Below are 21,268 nucleotides of genomic sequence, written 5' to 3' on the forward strand. Positions count from 1 at the left end.
CCACAAAGCTCGATATCGTTTCCCATAAACACACCTCATTGAACCGTCTCTTCCAACGTTTGCGGCATAATCCGATATTCGCGGTGACTGAGGTAAGTAGTAGGGTTATGCGTCTTTAGCTTTAACCAAATCCTGGAATAGTTCCCGATACTTTTTGGCTTGAATATCTAATCGATATTTTTCTTCAATAAACTTACGACAATATTCCCTCAGGTGCCCTCCATTAATTCCATCGATAAGACGTTTAGCAAAAGTCTTGGTATTCCGCAATGGAACTAAGAACCCATTCTTGCCTCTTTTTATCGTATCTTTCATACCACCTGTCGCAAAAGCAACAACCGGAGTCCCGCAGGCCATACTTTCCAACATAATGTTGGGTAAATTATCTTCTAAGGACGGCAGCGCCACAACATCAGCAGTTGAATATAACCGGACAAGCATCTCCTCCTGTATCGTATATCCCACTGTTTTATAAGGTATACCGATACTATCAAGAGGCGGTGCTGGATAACCAAAAGATACAATGTATAACTGGTTAGCCGCGAGCAGTTGCTGCACCCTGCTATCTGTCTGCAGATGCTTAACTGCTTCTATTAATTCCGGCAAGCCTTTGCGTTTTTCGGCAAAACTATTCGCCCCAAACAAAATGACTTTGGCATTCTCAGGTATTTCCAAACTTGTTTTTACCTCATTATTGGTAACCGGTTTAAAAATATCTGTCTCTAGTGAGTAAGGGATTACTTCAATACGATGTTTTTTAAAAACTGCACTTTCTTTTGCACAATTGGCGAGCCACCGGCTGGGCGTAACAACAACAATATCTTTAGGCCAATCCCTTATCTTGGCCTTTATTATTGCCTTTGGTACGTCCAGTAAATTGTCTTTCAACTGCGGGCAATCCGAACAATCGAACTTATACTTTTCACAGCCATGCGTATAATGGCACGCGCCCGTCATTGGATTCTGGTCATGCAGTGTCCAGACCACCGGTTTCCCCATAGCGTGCATTGTGGGTATATCCTCCAGCGAGACAAGTCCTGGTATCCAATGAAGATTTATAACATCAAAATTCTGCAGTCTTTCCAAATTCCTTACCCCCAGGCCTGGATACATGGCAGAACAGATTGTATTTCCTTCGTATGTATTTGAGAAACACTTCTGTAAATACTTGAGAGTTTGTTCAAAATACTCAGCTGGTCTCATTTCTACAACATTATAACTATCGGTTGTTTTCCTTTTAACGTAGAACGTGCTGTCTTCCCCAATTTGATTAAGACCTTTATGCAGACGTAAAGCAGCTCTGCCTGCCCCGCCATTATCTTGCGTACACAAAAGAGCGATCTTCACCCATATCACCTCTTACTATCTGAAGTCTTTAAGTACCCTCAAAAAAAATTTTCACGGCTCTTTTCGAAAACACCTAATTCTCTACAATATATTCACTTCTTCCCTGGCCCGTGAGCAATGGCTCAGGCACTTTCCAGCAAGATAAAAAACCGGCACCGTATGGACGGTGCCGGTTTGTACAACAACCTATTACATTAATGGTGCCATTTTGAGAGCAGGGTGTTGTTTTTCTTCGAGGAACGGGAGGATTTCTTCCTCGGTTGTGCCAACGGTTTCATCAGCAATTTTATCGATGAAGTCGTCACCAAGTCCGAGAGCAACCGCTCGCTCGGTAAGTTCTGTCTTCAAGAAGTCTTTTAGTTCTTTCGGCATCCAGACAATCCGCCCCAGACCACCGTCGGCGACAATAAACTTGGAGCTGACGATATAACGGCGGCCAATACCCATGAAGCCGGGTGTCTGTACCCCGCCGCCGCAAGTGCCGGCAAGTGATGAGAAGGTCATGCCGCAGGGAGTGTCACCAGAGTGTTCACGGGTAGTAATCATAACCCCGTTGGTCATCGGCAGAATGGCAATGATGGCCTCGAAACAGCCGCAGGATGTCATCGGCCTATCCATTAGGGTGTACAAGTTAACTTCCTCCAACGTACGGTTGGAAGCGCTGTGGAGGAAATCATTCAGGTTCTGCCACATGCCCTTTTCAGCATCCAGGCATTGGCCTTTTGCTATAGGCTGGTTAGGACCTGTCGGCGTAATCTCATTAGATGCCTTAGCGTCAAGCCAGCTTACTGCTCCGCATAAGCCAACACGTTCCGGTGAAACAATGCAGACATGATTCGGCGCAAACGACTGGCACAGGGTGCAGGAATAGAAAGTATCAACCGACTCGTCGGTAAGACCTTTCAGTCTGGCATCACGCGCCTGATATTTCTCACGGGCAATAGCAATTTTCTCTTCGATAACTTTGGCGTCGGTTATCAAAGTTACTTGTACTCTGTCAACAATAGCCGGGTAATCTGACTTAAACTTGGCCAGCAGCAATTCGCCGTAGTGGCGGATTTTGAACCCAGCCTCTTTGGCTGCTTTACTGATTCTGAGCCAGCACAAATCGCGCTGAGCCACATGCCACAAGCCTTCGCCATAGTTGATAAAGTAATGGATACGGCGCTCAAGCACGCCTTCAAAGTCTCCCTGCATTTTACGGCCATAGATATCCACCATAATGCCCAGCGGGAACACGCTGCCTGCCGGCATTTCGTCAATTTCCGGTCCGATAACTTCAATTTTTCCGTCTTCCACCTGATCGGCACCGCACATGCGTACAAGCTCAAAACCAGGAGCCCGGCCGCCACCGAACTCTACCCAGGCGTCTTTTTTGCGGATGGTCTCACCTTCGAAAGCCGGACCAATGGTAATCGGTACAGGAATGTCCACTATTTTGAGTTTTATTTCGCGAAGCTCTAAAGCTAATTGAACAATTTTATCATAGTCAGGCTGCGCTTCCAAAAGTCCGGGAATTTGCAGCTCCGGCGGCAGCGCCTGATCAGTAACAATCGGGAATCCCATAAATAACGCACCGGCGCCAATAGCGACAGTAACAGCGTCCAGTTCTCCCAAAGCGATAACAAAAGCGGGAACACGACGCTTAGTATACGCAAGCATTTGCTCACGTGCCCCCTTGGGCACACCGCCAAATGCTAAACCGGCACGGGCAGCAAAGTTACAAGCATGAATAATCTGAGTAAACTTACCCAGCGGGAAAGTCAGGTAATCTACACCAACCTTGATGTTTTCTCCAATGCATTGCTCGATAATGTCATTAACAAGCGCAATAAGGATGCCTTTGGATTGCAGATCCTTAACTAACGCAGCAGCCGCTTTAGCGTCTTTGGCTTTCCCGGTAATAACGGCAACACCGGGAATAGTGCCGTCAACCAACGGTACTCCAAACTTACGCAAAATGGGATCAGGTAAAAAACCGGTATAGGGAGGCTCATCCGGTTTAGCACCGCCTACATAACGCAGCGCTTCAATAATTTCACCGGCATACAGAGTTGCCTCACCGGACAACAGTGCGTTTCCTAACTCCGGTTCAGGCTTAAGATTATTTTCTTTAATCCTCTTCAAAACAGGAACAATATCGCCTAACCTAGTTATTTCTTCTCCACTTAACGCAGTAACCAGCGGCAATTTATATGCCGTGTCAGGATACTTTACCGATGCTTCAGCACCGTGTTTTTCAATGGCTTCATTAAGGAGCTTTTCCGCAAGACCTACTGCAGTTGACGCTCCCTGATAGGCCAATTCACAGATTTGTTTGGACATGAGCAAGCCTCCTTCAGGAGTACGTTATTTTTTTTACATACTTTGTATTCTAGCTGGCTAGCCATAATCCTGCAAAAATTAAGAATAGATAGAAAATGTTGACTTCTGATGTCATCTTTAGGAGTGATTATTTATTCTTCCCGCAGCAGCGTTTTAATCATACTCTGCGTATTTAAACGGAATGCATTTACCGGCTGCTCCAGCCTGCTGTGCTCATCACGAAATTCTCGCTCATATTTGTCCAAAATCTGCTGCTCGTCATAACCTTGTTCCACTAAATGAAGAATAAATTCTTTCGTATCTTGAATCGCCCTGAGGCATTTTTCCCAGTAATCGGCCGTATTAGTTTTGCTAACCAGCCCGTAATGCGGCGATATTATTAAGCGCGGATTAAGCTTCTGGCAGATATAGATTGACTCTATTGCGTCCGAACAGCTCGTTATAAATGCCGGATAAACCAGGCCGGATTTACTCATGTAGCCTGTTGTTTCACTGGCAAATAGTATGTGGCCGTTAACAAGGAAAGACAAGGAGCATTGGGTATGTCCGATAGTTTTGATGACCTCAATCCGCATGTCACCGAGCTCCAGGACATCCCGGTCGTTAACGACTTCATCGACTCTGAGCAGCTCATCATCATAGCGGGGGAGTTCGCCCCCGCCGTAAAGTTCGGCGGCTTGTTCGCTAAGCTTGCGAATCGTTTGTAAGGCACTGGGCTTAGTAAGTACTCTTTGGGCATATTCCGCACCAAGCACGCTAAGGGCAGGCCATTCTTGCCGCAAATAGGGAATGGCACCAATATGGTCATAATGGGAATGGCTGATAAGAATATAATCCAGAGCTCTTGATTTAAGTCTTTCTTTACAATTATTGATAAGAGTAAACGCACAATAGGCCATTCCGCAGTCTATCAGCGCTGTCTTGTCTGTTCCAACCAACAAGAAGGCCTTTCCGCCCCGTCCACCGGTAACGTCTATGATTTGATCCATTTTTGCCAATCATCCTTTGTTGTCAAAGATTATTGCGAATAATTAATTAAAAGTGTAGAAACAAGCTATTAACCAATAATATTCTATCATAAGCTGGGACTGTGTCACACTATCAATACGCAAAGATATTTACATAAAAGAAGCCCCACCTTGATCAAGATGGGGCTTCTTTGAGTCCTAGAGGCAGAACACTACATATGTTCCACTTTTACTGCCGTTCCCATAATAACTACCATTAGCAATCCATTGCCTACCGTGGATATGCTGTGCTGTACGCCTAATACGGCGTCAGCTCCCATGGCTTTTGCCCGTTCTTTCATTTCCTCCAACACATTATCTATACTTTTCGATAACGAGCTTTCATAAGATGCACTGCGGCCGCCAAAAACATCGGATAAGGCTGCTTTTATATCTTTCAAAGCGTTTGTTCCCATTACTACCTCACCGCTTACTATTCCTAGGTATTCGGTAATTTTGTAGTCACTTAAAATATGTGTAGTGGTAATTAACATATGACACCTCATTTTTTTTATTTAGGAGTTATTATTATTCACAAACCTCAACCTTGTTTTCAACCAGATAGGAAGTGGCCCAGAACAATACGAAAGCTACTAGAGCTTTTGCTGCTAATACCAATGGAGCGATAGTGAATATCTCACCCATTTGTACTGAAACCTGCGCCGCTGATTGGGTGGCATCGGTAACGAATATCGGGAAAGAAATGGGTAGAGAAACAGTATACGACCAAATTGCCATGAGACGATCAGGCAGTGAAGAGAAGAAGGAAACGCCAACAAAGCTTATAACTACTAGCGGCCAACCAAAAAATTTATTACGAACCAGACCCCGGCCAAGAACTAACGAGAAATAGAAGGTGAGCAATGAAAGTATCCAACCGCCGATAATGCTTGCACAGACCACAATAAGTATTGGCAGGATGGCAGGAATAGCAGTCCCAAGCATGACTCCTCGCAGTGACATCCAGCTCGCTCCGGCTATCGAGATACAAATGACACCTACGACACCAACCAACAGTAACTCTAATAATGATGTCAGCAGCAATGATCCAACCAGAGAAAAGCCGGTTTGGGGTAAGGTAAGGATAAGCGGACTTTTGTCTCCATACACATAGCTGCTAAATCGTCGGAGGTTGGCTATAAATGTGCCAATTAACGCAAAGATAAAGGCACTGACGATTAAAAAGCCGAGCAATTCATCAGGCCATTTGTCAAATTTTAATGCAACTACTGCAGCGGTAATAAAAAATATGCTGAAAACAATCAAAAGCTCTTTCGTATCGTTTCTAAAGTTATATTTTATAAGTTTTAACATTTATATTCCTCCCAATTGTCATTTATCGATATAGTTCACAGAAAATCTCCTCAATGGATTTACCTTTTTCGTAACGTAACTCCTCTGCATTGCCCTGTAAGAGAATTTGACCGTCGGCGATAAAGGCAACATCATCAAACAGGCTTTCTATATCTCGAACCAAATGAGTCGTAATGATAATGGTCCGGTCCTCACTAAAATTATTAACAATAGCATCAAGAATCTTTTGTCTGGCGCTGGGATCTACTCCTCCCAACGGTTCATCCAGTATCATAAGCCGTGCTTTTCTTGCTAAAATCAAAGCCAGGTTTAGTTTCTCAGTCATACCTTTGGAAAGGGCAGCTACTTTCAGGTCAGGATTTAAATTCATAAAATCCAGCAGTTCTCCCATTTTTTCTTTATCAAAATCAGTATAAAAATCGGCATAAAATTGGATGGCATCGCTGATTTTCATCCAATTGAAAAGATAGTTTTTATCCGGCATGTAAGCTACCATCGACTTGGTAACAACACCAGGCGTATGTCCGCCGATGAGCAGTTTTCCGGATGTAGGCTGTAAGAGCCCGGCCGCAATTTTCAAGAAAGTAGTTTTCCCGCTTCCGTTTGGGCCTAGAAGACCAAGGATGCTGCCCTCACGAACCTGAAGGTTTAAATTGCGAAGTACAGTTTTTGAGAAAAAAGATTTAGAAAGCATTTGCGCTTCTAAGATATTATTCATTTCATATCCTCCTTGTACAAGTAGTCGGCGACTTCTTTGATAATTCTTTCATTCGAATAGCCAATGGTTTTCATACCCGAAATAAATTGACGGATAAGTCCATTCGCCATATCTTTTTGCAGTTCCAAAACTATGTCCGGGCGCTCGCTTACAAAGGTGCCCAGCCCCCGCTGTGTAAAAGTAATACCTTCTCTTTCTAGCTCCTGATATACGCGCTGCAAGGTATTGGGATTGACTTTAAAAACAGCAGCCATCTCCCGCACCGAGGGCAATTTGGCACCACAACTGAGTTCACCCGTTACAATCTGTCGTTTAATATAATCCATAATTTGAATATAGATTGGGATTCTGGTATCAAACTCAATTCTTTCAAGTTTAGTATCCATTTGAGCGCCTCCGTTGTAGTGTACTAGTCAAATAGTACACTATGTGACTAGTGTTGTCAATATCGACATAAAAAATAAACCTCCTTGCTATGGCGATATGCCTGGCAAAAGGCATATAAACCATAGCAGGAGGTCTATCTACTGCTCGTTGTATTAAATACTTCTATTATATTTCATCAAGACATTAAAACCATGATAAGTAGTCGATGGTTGGGGTAAATTTGACTCCCCGTCTTTCATAATAAATTTTTGCAAATCAATAGAAAAAACGCTTTGTTTATCCAGTCGGATATCATAACCAACACCGAGGGTATATTTAGTTCGCCCATCGACATCAATGGAGGAATATTGAGGTGTTCCGTTATCAGTATCAATAGAATTCTTGATTCGATCATACCGTTTGCCGTCAGCCTTCATAACATCAAAAGTAACGCGAACCAGTTTCTTATCGTTTAATTTCCTGCTCCACATCGTCCCTAGATAATGAGCAAGCGAATTCCCGGTATCGGACGGCACAATACTATTTAAGTTTTGCCGTTCGCGCCAATAGTAAAACATAATATTTTGATTGTCAGGTAATTTCTTGTTGTAGGTTAGCCGATAATCCCACTCGTCTCCGGTAGAATACTCTTCCCCATTGGCGATTTTAGTAACCCCGGTACTGGTATTACTTAGCTCACCGACAAACTGCCAGTCCTGCCCCGCATGCTGCCAGCGGAGAAACTTACGCCACTCATTACCGGGAGAAATATCATCATTGACTATGTCGGTTGTCGGATCATAGGAACCACTGAAAGCGTAACTCGTACCCAGTGTCCACATATCTTCCTTACCAATTTTCCAACTAACCGCAATTCCGGGTGTAAATTGCCATCCCTTACCAAACTGACTGACCTCGAATAAATCCTCATTCATTCTGGCATTGCGCTCAGACCAGGACAAGGCTGCCTTACCCGTAGGAATATTGATATCCAGACTATAATCAACATTAAACCTGGGCTTTTCTGTATGTTTTGTTAACGATAGCGTCGTATCTGATAACGTACTTACCCGGCCGCTTGCCCCTGGTGTATTATTCTTCGAGACTATATATTTTGTATTTAAACTATAGGAGAAATCCTTATGCCAATAACTGAAAGTGATAGGTTGTGTGAATTGGTATGCACTATTGCCCCTGTAATAGTTGCGCTCACCGGTGAAGGTATGTACTCCTTTCGGATGATCCTGCAAATAAATTAGTTGCTCTAGTTGTGTTTTTGTCAGTATAGCTTCCTTCTTTGCGAGTTCCGCAGCTTCGTTCGCGTCTTTTACCGCTTGTTCCGCTTCACCTACCGCTTGCTTGGCTTCTTCCTCCCTGCTTTTAGCGGCTTCAGCCACAGCCATTTTCTGATCGGCTATATCTCCCGCTTGCTCTGCCGCCTTATCGGCGGCAGTCGCGATCTGGTCTAATTGTTCCGCCTGCGCGTAAGCTACTGTGGCTTTAGACCAATCAACAGACGGCTCTTCCCAAACCTCAACCACCGGTGTTCTCCGCTTTTGAGCCAAGGACCCTTCTTTTTGCATTTTTTCCAGACGTTTTATTTCTCTTTCCATTCTTAGTAATTCATCAGACTCTTCCAAAGAATTCGTCTGTGAACTTTCCACAGGTATACTTGTCGTTACAAGCTCCTGCTGTGCTGGTGCGCTCTGCCTTGCCGCTATAGCCGCCTCTTCCGCCATAAGCGATGCCTCAATCGCTTCTGCCGCCGCCGCAGCTTCTCTTGCCGCAGTAATAGCTTTTTGAGATTTTTTGTTTAGTTCTTCCGCCTTGGCGACTGCCACTTTTGCTTCCTCGTCGGCAGCCAGCGCAAGCTTGGCGGCCTCCTCAGCCTCTACGGCGGACTGAGCTAGAACTTTCTTAGCTTCAGCAGCTTGTTGGTTGGCTTCCACTTCTTCCTGTTCTGCTTTCTGGGCGTACATAATAGCTTCCGCCCGTTCGCGTGCTGCTTGCTCTCTATCAAGGATATCCTGAGCGGCGGCAACAGCCCCGGCTGCCGTCTCCCGGGCCTCCGGCGGAACACTGACTGCCGAACCAGCCAAAGCCGTCGAAGGCTGCGACAGGACCGCCAAGTAACATACTACACCTAAATAGGATAACCGCCGACGCATAATACCACTCCCATTATCAAGTCCAACATCTTACGAACGTTTACGCATAAACAATAACAAAGCACCTGTAGCGGCAAGCACTGCTACAAAAACTGCAAGATAAGTCTGGCTGATGCCACTGGTACCGGTCCATAAGTTCTTCAGCCAAGCCAAAATGCTGCTTCCTGACGGAAGTGTTTTTTGCACAAATGCCGTATGATTTCCCTGCGCATCCACTAGCGCTAACTGACCGCTTAAAATATTACCATTTAACAAACTAAAGTTCAAAAAGCTCGTCAAGCGCTCCGGACTATTATACATAAAGGCATACAGCAATTTGTCATTATCTATCTTGCCAATTTGATATACGTCATAGCTGTTTAATGAAGCAGGCATTACTTCTAACCAGTCGGCAACCTGATATCCACCATTTTGATCCGGCGAAACCGGTAAATACTTTTTCAAAGCACTCCATTGCTTGGCATCATTATTTCTGCCTAATGCGATAATTGTACCGGGTGCTTTTCTTTCATCAAACGCAGAAGCGGTTTGGACATGCCAGACAATTTTGCTTTTGTTTTGCTGCCCGATAAAATACGCTAGCTTGAATGCTGCACTAAGTTCTTCCGGGGAAGGGTTATCCGGCAGCAACATGGTAAGATCGATGATTCCATTTGCGCTGGTATAAAAGTTATTAGGAAAATCCTCTAAATTCGGAATACGTTCAATACTTCCCTGCTCCAGTACAATCTTCGTGTCTTTTTCCACGACAGACCAGGCGACGTCATCATAACGTTTTGAACAATCAATAATACCCAGGTCATGGTAGAAGCTAAACCGTACCCGCCAAGAAGGTTTGTTCAGTTCTGAGAGCGGAATAGGCACTTTTAACACTCCGTTTTCGGCGTTCTCCGGCAGTAAAGCAGCAGATCGAACAGGAGTATTATTAATATAAACCGTAACAGCCGACTTTTTAGGGTCTAGTATCTTGGCATGCCGAAAATGTAATTCAACATAAGAACCTTCCCCTGCTTTGTAGTTAGACGGTCTGGGGACATTAATAATTGCTTCTTGATGAAACGCACCTGCTGCGGTGATATCGTCCTGATACCCTAAATCAGTTAATGTATATACACCGTTTTCCTTTTTGCGTGCGCCTTGCTTGTCTATAGGCAAATTCGTGGATAAGACCATTTGCTGCCCATAGAATGACTTTACTAATTGAGGTCTGCTTAGCGCATCCATCGCTTTTGCCAAACTAGTAGAATCATCGCCTGTGATTAAAAGACGGTGAAAGCCGGTAGGAAGAGTATCCAGAGTTAACACTGCCGTCTTCGGTGGGAAATTCTGATTGGCTTGCCATTTACCAGTCAATCCTAACACAACCTCGTTCGCAGGCACCTGACCGGGCTCTCCCAATCGCACTTCCAGTCGCTGCGGAATACCGGCTAAGCCACGTGTTCCCCAATCTGTCGCTACGTTAAAGATAGATTCTACCATTACCGGGTCGAAATCACTGGGAAGATAAAAGGCAGTATTTACTTTCGAAGCAAGATATTCATCTAAAAAAGGACTTGGATAATTAGCTAAGCGATAAGGGCTGCGGTTTATTTTTAAACTAATCCTGGTTTCAGGTCTAATAATAAACCAGTTGGCTTCATTATCAATATCCCGGCACAATCCATCAATAGAACGGTGAACAACCGAAACGTTTACTTCATTAAACCCGCTTTTAATTTGATTGGCCGGCAGAGCCACCTGCCAGTTAATCATAGGTGCGTTTGTTGGTTCTAAGGGCCGGCTGGAAACTGGAACTCCGTTTATTGAAACGGTAATAAAAGAAAGCTCCGCTTTGGTAGTCGGAGAATACGAATACCAAAGATCTAACATGGCAGGTTCCGTAATGGTACTCCCTGAATAAATATCAAAATAACCGGAAACACCATCATTAGGGTTACGTAAAACTGTATTTTCATCAAATAACCGCAGAGTATAACTATCTGCTGGAGACGCCAGTAACGGCGCCGCCTGCCCAATTTGCACAAACGAAAAAACAATCAGGACTAACAGCAGCAATACCACTGAACCCGCCTTTTGTTTCACACTTCTGCTCATTATAATGCACTCCTCTCTGTTTTATACCAATGGAAACTAGAATCCTTTGTTAGCTTTCGTTTGAGCAGAAGATAACTCGCCCGGAAAACCAGGATGATCCAAAGTTGACTATAAGTAAAATACATCAGCATGGTTAGAGCCAGATTTTTTGCATTTCCTTCTCCTCTTTCCAGAGAAAGAGATATATAGGTTTCCGCAATAAAAAGAGCATACGCCAACAACCATAAAATATTGAAAGGGCCTGTAACCGTCAGTTGAGTAAGCCCCAGTGAGCCTAAAATAAAAATCAAATCTGATACAATGATGGCAACAAAAAATACAAAGTACGTAAAAGTAAAATAAATGATATCGGCACTAATTCTTAGATCTTTTAACGTAAACAATTTTAAAATATATTGCCCGATAATCCACATATTCCCCTGTGCCCAGCGAGTTCTCTGCTTTAACCAAACCCGTAAGGTTTCGGGTTCTTGTTCCCAGGTGACCGCGTGCGGTAACCAAAAAATTCGATACCCACTGTCATATATCCGGATGGTAAGTTCCGTATCTTCCGTTAACGCATTGATATTCCAACCACCCATACTATCCAGCAGAGACCGGCGAATAATAAAGTTTGTACCTGGAATCGTAGTCAATCCAAAGAAGTGGCACCGGCCGGCTTGCAATAACCATTGGAAGCTCAGGGTTTCTACATTAATGAACCGGGTTAATAAGCTAGCCTCTTTATTACGAGTGCGAAATTTGCCGACAACAGCGCCAAGCTTCTCATCCTGCAAGATAGCATGCACGAGGTATAGAACCGCGCGACGTTCCGGCGTATTATCTGCGTCATATACTACGATATATTCTCCCTTACTCGCCGCAAGGCCGTTATTTAGGGCATTAGACTTACCTTTAGCCCCGAGAGGGGGAGCGAGAGTTACTACTTTTAACTGAGAATATTTTTGACACTTCTCTGCCAAAATTTTTCCTGTCCGGTCTGTGGAACAATCATTAACAACAATAATTTCTAATCGGTCTTTCGGATATATTAACCGTGCCATAGCATCCACCGTCCTGCCGATTACCATGGCTTCGTTATGCGCCGGAATCAGTACAGTTACCATAGGGTACTCTGTAAGTTCGACAGCGGGCTCCGCTGAGGTCAAAGTCTTAACAAAATGCCGGTAACCGCCGATGGTTAAAGCTACGTGATAAAAAAGAATCAACCAGGTAGCAATAAGAGAGGCAATAAATAAGTTATCTACAAATTGCAAACAGCCGTCACTCCCTATTTCCGCAATATCCCATGACTATTGTTTTGTCATCCCTCGTAATGTTTATTGGCATTCGCCCTCAGGTGAATAATGATACCGCCAAATACAGCCAAAATGAGTAATAGCAGCATTATATGAACAGAACCCACTTTTTCAAAAAAACCGTCAGATATAGCAGAATTCCCCCAGGAAGATTGCAGTTTAGCATCTACCTCAACCTTTAATTGCCCATCCTGTCCGGTTATTTTTATATTCTGCGATTGAACCTGGATCGGAAGCTGACGTAAATCAAAGAATTCATATCCTTGCTTTTTCAAACCCTCAATAATGGACGGCAGTTTATCTGGTGGCAGATAACCATGATAAAAAAAGCAGGCAAACCCATCCTGAATATCCAGTATTTGCTCTGAACTTTTCAACATGTGTTCAACTAAAAACGTCTTACCATCGTAGTAACCCATATTTTCCGGTATGACCATCATGCCATTTAAATAGGTGGATGTCGACAAATAGGGAAGCGCCAAGGATAGTTGGTCACTCTTATCGGAAATCTGAATTTGACCGGAAAAAATATTGAAATACCGGGATAACACTTGGTAGCCAGTATGACTCATCGCATAATGCGGCGGCTCAAAGGCAACAGGAATTAACCCACATCGAACAAGTTCTTCAATGCCGGCTTCCATCCGCTCTTGAGTAAAGGCCTCATCGTTCTCCATTGGTTTATCATCACGTGCATTCCAAAACTCATAACCTTCCCCAGTTTTGGGTGAATACTTATTTTGATGTGTATAGCCATGCATAATAATACTGGCTCCATTGTCCTGCGCTTCTTTAAGCACTTTCACCAATTTCGGAGATTCATGTAAATATTTACGATTGTCATTTGCTGTAACTCCCACCGGAATAACTCCAATGGAAAATGGAATATTATATTTTTTAATAGTCGCAATAACCGCACTAACTGCTTCAGGGTTAACCAGCGGGCTGACGTCTTCGATGCGTAACAGCGCTTTGTGTGACTGTGAATGGCTATCGTTCTGATTTGAGATAAATTGATGAAGCAATCCACTCAAGGTAAGCATATGACTCGGATGTACCTCTAAAAATCCGGAATAAAACACCTTGCCGCGCTGCCATGCCAGCGGCTTACTGTTCACTACATCCTTTACGGTAGCAAAAACCTGAGCGGATTGCCCTGGCTGTGTAATAACCACGTTCATCCAATCACTAAGGAACATGTCTTTCTTATAGTTAATAACCGACCATCCGTTGGAAACTCCCTCTAATTTAAAATCTTGCCACTGTAAATAGGCTGCCAATTGCTCAATATTCTTTTCAAACCAGATTATCTTCGGGGCATGTGCTATTTCTTGCAATAAACCCTGCGGTAATATTACATCTCTTAACCCCACATATACAACCAATTCTGCGTCTTGCAGTGCGCCTGCTTTCCATTCTTCCAGCGCCATCGGCTGACAGTCTAAGTCGAAATGCCCCAAATGTTCAATTAAGGCGTTAACCAGCGGAAAACTGTCACCAAAGCGGTTGGGGCTATCATAGAGAATATATGTCTTTACCCTTGGAGCACTGCCATAACTGCTTGTTGGCGAACAAAGAGCAAGGATGAATACAGCAAGCAGAAAAAATATAATTGCTCTCTTATTAACCCCTGTCATAATTAAGTTCTTCCTTAGCTCGTTCATAGGCTTCCAGGACATCCGCATCGCCCTCTCTAATACTAGAGATCCCAATGCTCGGTTTTATACGAATAACTTTCTTGGTACCCCTAATCTCTGTTGTGATACGATCTAACGCCTGATGTAATTTTTCTATAACAACTCTAGCTCCGTCTTCGTTGGTTTCAGTAAGTACAATGCTGAGCATGTCAGAACTAATCAATGCTTTAATATCAGAGAAACGCGTCTGAGCTTCTACCTTCTCAGCCACCGATTGTAAAATTTTTATAGAGTCCAGTTCCCCGTATATTAGCCGCAGTTCATCAAAATTCGATATTCTGATCAACAAAATAGAGAAACAGGTTTTATACCGCTTGGCACGGACAAATTCCTCATCCAGTTTCCGGAAAAATCCCTGACTATTATATAGACCGGTCGAAGCATCAAGCGTTACCAATTGCTCTAGATTCTTCTTATTCTCCAACTCTTGTCTATATCTAGAAACAACCAGCGATAGCTGGCCTGCCAATATGCTGCTGAGTGGAAAAAAGAACAGCCAGGATATATAAGCAAAATTAACCTCAACAATCCGGTTAACAATGGATGTTTCATAGATAATATAACTACCGAAAGCAAAGGTAAGGACAATAGCTGCCATCAAACCTCGTTGTAAGCCTAATGTATAACTAAGATTCATGTTGAACAGCATACAGGCAAAGGGGATAAACAAGTTAAAAGACCCCATACTTGGCGCATAAAGCAACATAATCGCAGTAACAGCCAAAATAAATACCAGCATGATATTAAAGAAAAGAATATCCTTTCGTATGAACATATCATTGGCTATCATTCTTGATTTCCACCGTCCTCAACATTAAAAGTGCTTCTAACTGATCAAAAGCATAAACAAGCCCGGTCTCCGGCTCGCCAAAACCACCCGCAAAGGCGTTTTTGTCACTAATTTGAAGATCCAGTGTCTGGCGGTAACACCATTCGCCTGCCTCAAATTCATTATTTAATACCAAAAACCGTGCTGCTAATGCATATATAGCAGTAGACTCATCCTGATCGGCGGGTGTTCCGTCAGAATTATAGTGATTATATATCTTTCCTTGCTTTATTTGTGTTTTTAAAAAGCTTATAAAGGAACTAGTACTTTTCCCAGCTTTATATACATCGATTGCGGTATATAAATTTTCAACCATATTAATGGAAGAAGGCCAAATATATTGTTTAGTATCGATTTTAAAAGTTTGCGGGTAGAAACCGTGCTGATTTTCCGGCATATTACTTAAAATGCTGACGGCATTTTTATGTGGTACAGACCAATTCGCATTAACTTTACTTAATTTTTCCATAGTTTCTACATCCAGATAAAACAAGGAAACCTCATTTGCCCTACTTTTAGCAGTTCCATCATAAAAGTCACAAGGGTAGCCTTGGGTATCCACATCGAACTTGTAGATGTCTTCCGCCAGCTTTTCTATTTGCTTGTCATAATTGCCAAGTTTCTTTTCGTTTGCAATAAAATAAGCCTTAGCGATTCTTAAATCATCAACTAAAGCGGAGGTAGTTTCACCCTTTTTGCTAATGACATCAATCTTCCAATAATAGTAACCGGAAGGATCTCTAAAATATTTGTCAGTTGTAGCAGCATACTCGTTAAACAGTTTGGCGTCACCAAGCAAAGCAGTGTACTCCATAGCTTGACCCATGGATTCACTTACACCATATGTGGCAGGCGACTTGGACTCAACCAAATATCTTATTATACCTTTCGAACTCCGCATTTTTGTTTGGAGGAACTGAAAGCCTTGTATTTCCTCGGGCTTAGGGTTATTAACTAAGGTTGAATCCGGATTCACTTTTGCCTCCGTTAATTTATTATTCGTAGGTTCATTAAAAAACCTGAATTGTACTATAACTGCCAGTACAATCATACATACAAAAAACAATGACCTTTTTTTCATTGCATTTATCTCCTTTCTCAACTTTCATTAAGAATAAAAACTAAAAAATAAAAATTAGCTGCAGATCATAATTATACCTACATTGGTACTTCTTGTATATATCCTTGGGAAATTTATTTTCTGGAAATTCATGAAAAGAAGAAGTATTATGTAAGCTTTATAAACAAAAAGACAGGCCACTGCCCGTTTCACGAATCTCATTGTTGGAACTGCCAAATAGCTAAATTCTCTAAACTATATTAACTTAATATAGTTACCATACCAGTTTGATAAAACAAAAAAAGCCGGTTACACTCACAAAATTATTGTAAGAGCAACCAGGCAGTCATAGGTAAATTTTCCGTTAGACCCACGGCTTTGCGTCCCTGCCTTTCGACAGGTATGCCACCATCATTTAGTTATTTTACCTATATTTTACTTGGAGGATATGGAAACTGTCAATCAAAAAGTTAGATAAATTTTACATATCTGTGTTATAAAAGCCTTTTACTAGTTACCTGAAAGTCAAAAAACTGTACTTAATAATCTCTCTCGCCTAACCAATTTTTGCTTAGTAAAAAAACAGCCTTGAACTCCCTGCCGGCGATCTGGCTTACGTTCAAGGCTGTTTCTATTTAACCATGCTTTCTATACTTTTTAAATCATGGGAAGTTATTTATAAATTCTTCTGTCCAACGCTCCGGCTCAGCACCTGCAATCCAACAGTCAAAATAATAATGATGGCGGCAACTGTCACCGCCGTTGCCAAAGACTGCGTCAAGGCATTGCCAAAATAACAAAATGCAATCGCGCCAGGGATACTACCGATCACGGTCGCCGCAAAATACGGCCAAAAACTCACCTTGGATAACCCGGCAAGAAAACTTACCGCATCCCACGGGAAGATAGGAGCTAGACGCAGCACTAACAACGTCCTGAACCCGTGTAGCTCAGTCTGGCTATCCAGTTGTTCCAGCAGTGTCCACTTAGGCCAAAACCGTTTGAGTCTTTCGCGTCCCAGCAGCCTGGCTGCCCCAAAACACAAAGCGGCACCAAACAATGTACCAAAGATGAGATATATTGTTCCCCACAGCGGACCAAATGCCAAACCGCCGGCAACGCCCATAATAATAGCAGGAAAGAAGAAAAACGGACGAACGGCATTACCTAGCACATACAATAGCGGTCCCCAGCAACCGAATGACAGAATCGTATCCCGGATTGTCTCCGGTCTAAACCGCTCAACGCCGAACTCATGCACATATATAATTCCCAGTACAATTAACCCCGCAAGATAACCAGCCGGTCTGATCGCAGTTTGATTATAATATCTCATAACGGTTAATTATAGCCTCAAAAATTCCAAAATGTAAAGAAAAATATGGAATAAACTAATCCACCGGTTCGTAACGAATTTCCCATGTCAGCATACCGTCCCGGCTGCTGTCCTTAAAAAGCCGCCGTTCATGCATGCTGTAGCCTGTTACTACTATTTCGACAGCCCGCTTTTCCGGAGCAAATCGTTTATTATTTGTACCGGGAACAACCTTTTCAACCTCACCATTGTCCCATACAATCTTAATTACTGATTTATCGGCATGTTCACCGGTTGCCTGGAAGTTGACTATCGCTATATCTTTGGCCGCGCGCCCGGCAATCGCCTGCCGCAACTCTATTTTCCCCTTAAACGGTACTTCTGTTCCGCGGACAATCCGCAATGACGGCAATGGCGTAATTGTAACTTTACTAGACAAGTCTTCGGCTTCCGTTACGCCTATTTCAGGAGTAACAGGAACAACCGAGCTCTTATCCGTCCCTGTAAAAAACATATAAACCGCTACAAAAACAAACATAGCCATAGCGCCTACTGCAAAACTTTTCCACGAATTCACCATAAAACAAACCACCTCTAAAGCAAGACTTTGCCTACCCCTTCTACTAGATGTATTTAGAGTATATCATTAAAATGTCAAAGAAGGAATGTCCCTGTTGCAGAGACATTCCTTCTTTATTGTTTACACTTTACAAGTTCTATAATTCCACATTATCCTTGAGACCGGGAGTAGTAATGACTTTTCCATCGGTAGTTACAATTATTGCCTCTACGCCGGGGAATTGCTTTAATGCCTCCATACCGCGTTCTAATCCCAAAACTATAAATCCCGAACTAGCAATATCGTTAGGAACGTCCACATCGTTATAAACCAAAGTTGTACTGGCTATTTCGGTCGGTTGTCTACCCGTTTTAGGATTTAATATGTGAGCATAACGCACTCCATCTTTAATGAAATAGCGTTGGTAGTCACCAGATGTCTGCATCATGTTCCAGTTCGTTAATGTTACTTTGGCAATAACTCCTTCTGAATTACGTGGGTCCTGTACACCGATTCGCCAAGGTTTGCCGTCCGGTCTTGTCCCAATAACCTGAATATCCCCGCCGGCGTTAATTAAGGCCGACTTAATACCCAGTGATTTTAAGATGGCTGCCGCTCTGGTTAGTGCGTAATCTTTAGCTACGCCACCCAAATCCAATGACATACCCTTCTCGGGCAGATATACCGTGTTATTATTTGAATCCACTTGAATTTTTCTGTAATTGACAAGCGGTAAAACCTTATTAATTTCTGCTTGGGAAGGCACAAACTCTCCTTTATGGCCAATTCCCCATAATTCGGTGAGTGGACCGATCGTTATATCGAAGGCTCCGTCTGTTTTTTCCGAAATGGTTATTGCGTCGTTAATCATTTTGACCAAATCACTATCTACTTGAACAGGAGCGATTCCTGCCATTTGATTAATTTTTGATAACTGGCTTTCGGGATTAAAACGGTCACTGATGGACTGAATCCGTTGGAATTCGTCGAAGGCACTCTTAACTGCTGCTTCTTTATTGGAACCATATGCGGTAATTTCGATGATGGTATCCATTAGGAATTGAGTGTCTTTATAGGGCTTAGGAGAAAATAAAGCCGTCGGGGAACAACCGACAAGGGAAAAGAGCATTAGACAAATTAATGAAATACATACCAATCTGCGTAGCAATATTATATCGTCCCTTCTTTCTTAGTGAGCTTCTTCAAGCATATATGTAAGATCACAGTTAATTTTAATTCCATAGTATCAGAAAAAACCAGCTAAGGCCATAGCTAAAGTATTAATGAACAGCATAATAAAATCGTTCTCTTATCTACTGCTTGAGCAGTAACATTTCATTGGACTGTGCCACGATCGTCAGGTCTGCACGTTCCCTGGCACCTAGCGCCTTGTACTCCAACTGCCGCATGACATAGTAGGCACTAGAGTTTTTCGCCACTGCCTTCGAAATATCAGCACTGGTTAAGACTTCAGTACCATATACATTCGTGTAAAATGTAAAACCTGGGTGTAAAAACTTCACAACGTAGACAGGTGACTTTCCATCATACACGGCACTAAATTGACTTGCAATGCCACGAGTTGTAAATTGAGGGGCAGCTGCAGGCAGTAAAACTGCTATAAATATAGTTGCAGCAATGCTCATTGCTACAACTTGTCCCCAAAAACCTACCGAGGGATTACCTCTTTTTACTGCATACCAAACTGTACCGGCCATCATTATCATTACAACAGACAATAAAATTAGTCCTGTTGTCAGTTCAGGCATCATCTTAACGCCCAAATACATACCGGCAACTAAAAGGAGGACAAGTCCCGATAATACAACCGGCCAGCTATAGCGCCAGCCTTTTGGCTGGTATCCTTCAATCCAGCGCCCGAGATACCACCCCACAAGTAATGCTAGTGGCGGATACATCGGCAATATATAGGTAACGAGCTTGGTGCTTGAAATGGTAAAGAAGATAAAAATAAAGAGAACCCAAATATTTAAAAATAGCAGAGCCGGTTTCTGTTTTCTTCCTTCCAGCAAAGAAGCGCGGACGGATTGAACCAATAGAGCTGTCCAGGGGAAAAAGCCCAGCATTAATACAGGTATAAAGAAATACCAACCGGAAGTCTCAGTATGCTCTGCCGTAGTAAACCGGGCAACATTATGAAAGCCAATAAACGTATCTAAAAAAGCATTACCATGAAATTGGTACATGGCGATATACCAGGGTAGTGCTACCACTGCATAAATTATAATTCCTGCCGGTATCTTCATATTCTTTATTTCCTGCCAGTTTTTTGTGGCAAGAAAATAAAGAAAGAGTATGGCTCCAGGGAACACTAGTCCTATTGGGCCTTTAGTGACAGTTGCCAGCGCGGCAAATAAATACATCAGATAGTACTTTTTCTCCAAAAACGAAAGCAAAGCTGCCGTAAGACATAGTGTTAACGTAATATCAGTTACTGCTGCTTTAGCTACATAAAAATACTCGATACTTGTGGTCAGCACAAGCGCTCCGACAACCCCCGCCGTCTGACCAAAAAATCTGGTTCCCGCACGATATACTAATAACACACACAATACACCTAATAATGCGGATGGGAACCGGGCCGCAAATTCATTCACGCCAAAGACTTTAAAAGCTGCCGCTACCAGCCAGTAATACATCGGCGGCTTATCATACCAATATTCACCATAAATCCGTGGTGATATATAATCCCCAAATAAAATCATTTCCTTAGGTGTTTCCGCATAAACCGGTTCATCTGGGTCGAGCAAAGGAGAACTTCCGAGATGAAAAAAGATAACAAACGCTGTAATACCTAACACAATCCAAAGTAAGGATTTATTTTTGTGAGCCATATTTCCCTCCATCATCCTTAAGCAATACTCTATATGAATTATTTTTCTCGTACTTCTCCGACAAAATTAACAGCGATATACAAAATGCCATCCACAAGGAACTTGCCCGTACCCGCTATAACTTCAGCCAGGTAATAATACCCAAATAGATACGTCTTAATACCAACTGCAACACTAATAATAAGTGCGAGCGTCATAACTGTCAACCGCCTTCTTCAGAAGGTAATCCTTTGCCTCACCTCTCTAATTTATAAGTACGCTTTACTTTAGTCTCAACCATTTTTTTAATTCTATAAAAAAAAGAGAGTCTTACCAC

18 protein-coding genes and 1 riboswitch are annotated in these 21,268 nt (G+C 42.8%); all 18 genes read right to left on the reverse strand.

What is annotated here, in order from left to right; translation table 11 throughout:
• Positions 1-105: 105 nt before the first annotated feature.
• A complete protein-coding gene (locus SRRS_RS22245) occupies positions 106-1,347 on the reverse strand; it encodes a glycosyltransferase (RefSeq protein ID WP_371363591.1) in 1,242 nt (413 codons plus the stop codon).
• Between the two features lie 189 nt (positions 1,348-1,536).
• On the reverse strand, positions 1,537-3,672 hold the full coding sequence (gene acsB / locus SRRS_RS22250; RefSeq protein ID WP_371363592.1) for an acetyl-CoA decarbonylase/synthase complex subunit alpha/beta: 2,136 nt from the start codon (positions 3,670-3,672) through the stop codon (positions 1,537-1,539).
• Between the two features lie 131 nt (positions 3,673-3,803).
• Complete coding sequence (locus SRRS_RS22255) at positions 3,804-4,661, reverse strand: MBL fold metallo-hydrolase (RefSeq protein WP_371363593.1); 858 nt, start codon at positions 4,659-4,661, stop codon at positions 3,804-3,806.
• A 191-nt stretch (positions 4,662-4,852) separates the two neighbouring features.
• Entirely contained in the window at positions 4,853-5,173 is a 321-nt protein-coding gene (locus tag SRRS_RS22260) for a YbjQ family protein (protein ID WP_371363594.1), read from the reverse strand.
• Between the two features lie 34 nt (positions 5,174-5,207).
• Complete coding sequence (locus SRRS_RS22265; protein WP_371363595.1) at positions 5,208-5,993, reverse strand: hypothetical protein; 786 nt, start codon at positions 5,991-5,993, stop codon at positions 5,208-5,210.
• Between the two features lie 22 nt (positions 5,994-6,015).
• The gene (locus SRRS_RS22270) at positions 6,016-6,711 is read right to left on the reverse strand and encodes an ABC transporter ATP-binding protein (protein ID WP_371363596.1); all 696 of its coding nucleotides are present in this window, start codon (positions 6,709-6,711) and stop codon (positions 6,016-6,018) included.
• Positions 6,708-7,097, reverse strand: a complete 390-nt coding sequence (locus SRRS_RS22275) for a GntR family transcriptional regulator (protein WP_371363598.1) — start codon at positions 7,095-7,097, stop codon at positions 6,708-6,710. The genes SRRS_RS22270 and SRRS_RS22275 overlap by 4 nt, the downstream gene beginning before the upstream one ends.
• Positions 7,098-7,250: 153 nt before the next feature.
• Positions 7,251-9,245 carry a hypothetical protein gene (locus SRRS_RS22280; RefSeq protein ID WP_371363599.1) on the reverse strand — a complete coding sequence of 665 codons (1,995 nt, stop codon included), beginning with the start codon at positions 9,243-9,245 and terminating at the stop codon, positions 7,251-7,253.
• Positions 9,246-9,275: 30 nt separating this feature from the next.
• Positions 9,276-11,339: a cellulose biosynthesis cyclic di-GMP-binding regulatory protein BcsB gene (locus tag SRRS_RS22285; RefSeq protein WP_371363601.1), complete on the reverse strand. Its 2,064-nt coding sequence runs from the start codon at positions 11,337-11,339 to the stop codon at positions 9,276-9,278.
• Positions 11,339-12,595 carry a glycosyltransferase gene (locus SRRS_RS22290; RefSeq protein WP_371363602.1) on the reverse strand — a complete coding sequence of 419 codons (1,257 nt, stop codon included), beginning with the start codon at positions 12,593-12,595 and terminating at the stop codon, positions 11,339-11,341. The genes SRRS_RS22285 and SRRS_RS22290 overlap by 1 nt, the downstream gene beginning before the upstream one ends.
• Before the next feature lie 47 nt (positions 12,596-12,642).
• Positions 12,643-14,274, reverse strand: a complete 1,632-nt coding sequence (locus tag SRRS_RS22295) for a DUF2334 domain-containing protein (protein WP_371363603.1) — start codon at positions 14,272-14,274, stop codon at positions 12,643-12,645.
• The gene (locus SRRS_RS22300) at positions 14,261-15,124 is read right to left on the reverse strand and encodes a GGDEF domain-containing protein (RefSeq protein ID WP_371363604.1); all 864 of its coding nucleotides are present in this window, start codon (positions 15,122-15,124) and stop codon (positions 14,261-14,263) included. The genes SRRS_RS22295 and SRRS_RS22300 overlap by 14 nt, the downstream gene beginning before the upstream one ends.
• Positions 15,111-16,244, reverse strand: a complete 1,134-nt coding sequence (locus SRRS_RS22305; protein ID WP_371363605.1) for a hypothetical protein — start codon at positions 16,242-16,244, stop codon at positions 15,111-15,113. The genes SRRS_RS22300 and SRRS_RS22305 overlap by 14 nt, the downstream gene beginning before the upstream one ends.
• A gap of 309 nt (positions 16,245-16,553) precedes the next feature.
• A riboswitch (cyclic di-GMP riboswitch) is annotated at positions 16,554-16,640 on the reverse strand.
• A gap of 259 nt (positions 16,641-16,899) precedes the next feature.
• Positions 16,900-17,559 (reverse strand): TVP38/TMEM64 family protein, encoded by a 660-nt coding sequence (locus SRRS_RS22310; RefSeq protein ID WP_371363606.1) that lies wholly within the window; start codon positions 17,557-17,559, stop codon positions 16,900-16,902.
• A gap of 55 nt (positions 17,560-17,614) precedes the next feature.
• Entirely contained in the window at positions 17,615-18,118 is a 504-nt protein-coding gene (locus tag SRRS_RS22315) for a hypothetical protein (RefSeq protein ID WP_371363607.1), read from the reverse strand.
• A 136-nt stretch (positions 18,119-18,254) separates the two neighbouring features.
• Entirely contained in the window at positions 18,255-19,265 is a 1,011-nt protein-coding gene (locus SRRS_RS22320) for an FAD:protein FMN transferase (RefSeq protein ID WP_371363608.1), read from the reverse strand.
• 145 nt (positions 19,266-19,410) lie between these two features.
• Entirely contained in the window at positions 19,411-20,952 is a 1,542-nt protein-coding gene (locus SRRS_RS22325) for an ArnT family glycosyltransferase (protein WP_371363609.1), read from the reverse strand.
• A 38-nt stretch (positions 20,953-20,990) separates the two neighbouring features.
• Positions 20,991-21,149 (reverse strand): hypothetical protein, encoded by a 159-nt coding sequence (locus SRRS_RS22330; RefSeq protein ID WP_371363610.1) that lies wholly within the window; start codon positions 21,147-21,149, stop codon positions 20,991-20,993.
• Positions 21,150-21,268 lie beyond the last annotated feature (119 nt).

Origin of the sequence: Sporomusa rhizae (genome assembly GCF_041428845.1) — a bacterium.
Classification (GTDB): Bacteria; Bacillota; Negativicutes; order Sporomusales; family Sporomusaceae; genus Sporomusa; species Sporomusa rhizae.

Coding starts and splice junctions, on each gene's coding strand:
- SRRS_RS22305 (WP_371363605.1), bottom strand. CDS start 16,244: ATGAAAAAAAGGTCATTGTTTTTTGTATGTATGATTGTACTGGCAGTT.
- SRRS_RS22325 (WP_371363609.1), bottom strand. CDS start 20,952: ATGGCTCACAAAAATAAATCCTTACTTTGGATTGTGTTAGGTATTACA.
- SRRS_RS22260 (WP_371363594.1), bottom strand. CDS start 5,173: ATGTTAATTACCACTACACATATTTTAAGTGACTACAAAATTACCGAA.
- acsB (WP_371363592.1), bottom strand. CDS start 3,672: ATGTCCAAACAAATCTGTGAATTGGCCTATCAGGGAGCGTCAACTGCA.
- SRRS_RS22270 (WP_371363596.1), bottom strand. CDS start 6,711: ATGAATAATATCTTAGAAGCGCAAATGCTTTCTAAATCTTTTTTCTCA.
- SRRS_RS22280 (WP_371363599.1), bottom strand. CDS start 9,245: ATGCGTCGGCGGTTATCCTATTTAGGTGTAGTATGTTACTTGGCGGTC.
- SRRS_RS22255 (WP_371363593.1), bottom strand. CDS start 4,661: ATGGATCAAATCATAGACGTTACCGGTGGACGGGGCGGAAAGGCCTTC.
- SRRS_RS22285 (WP_371363601.1), bottom strand. CDS start 11,339: ATGAGCAGAAGTGTGAAACAAAAGGCGGGTTCAGTGGTATTGCTGCTG.
- SRRS_RS22300 (WP_371363604.1), bottom strand. CDS start 15,124: ATGATAGCCAATGATATGTTCATACGAAAGGATATTCTTTTCTTTAAT.
- SRRS_RS22310 (WP_371363606.1), bottom strand. CDS start 17,559: ATGAGATATTATAATCAAACTGCGATCAGACCGGCTGGTTATCTTGCG.
- SRRS_RS22265 (WP_371363595.1), bottom strand. CDS start 5,993: ATGTTAAAACTTATAAAATATAACTTTAGAAACGATACGAAAGAGCTT.
- SRRS_RS22315 (WP_371363607.1), bottom strand. CDS start 18,118: ATGGTGAATTCGTGGAAAAGTTTTGCAGTAGGCGCTATGGCTATGTTT.
- SRRS_RS22330 (WP_371363610.1), bottom strand. CDS start 21,149: ATGACGCTCGCACTTATTATTAGTGTTGCAGTTGGTATTAAGACGTAT.
- SRRS_RS22275 (WP_371363598.1), bottom strand. CDS start 7,097: ATGGATACTAAACTTGAAAGAATTGAGTTTGATACCAGAATCCCAATC.
- SRRS_RS22295 (WP_371363603.1), bottom strand. CDS start 14,274: ATGACAGGGGTTAATAAGAGAGCAATTATATTTTTTCTGCTTGCTGTA.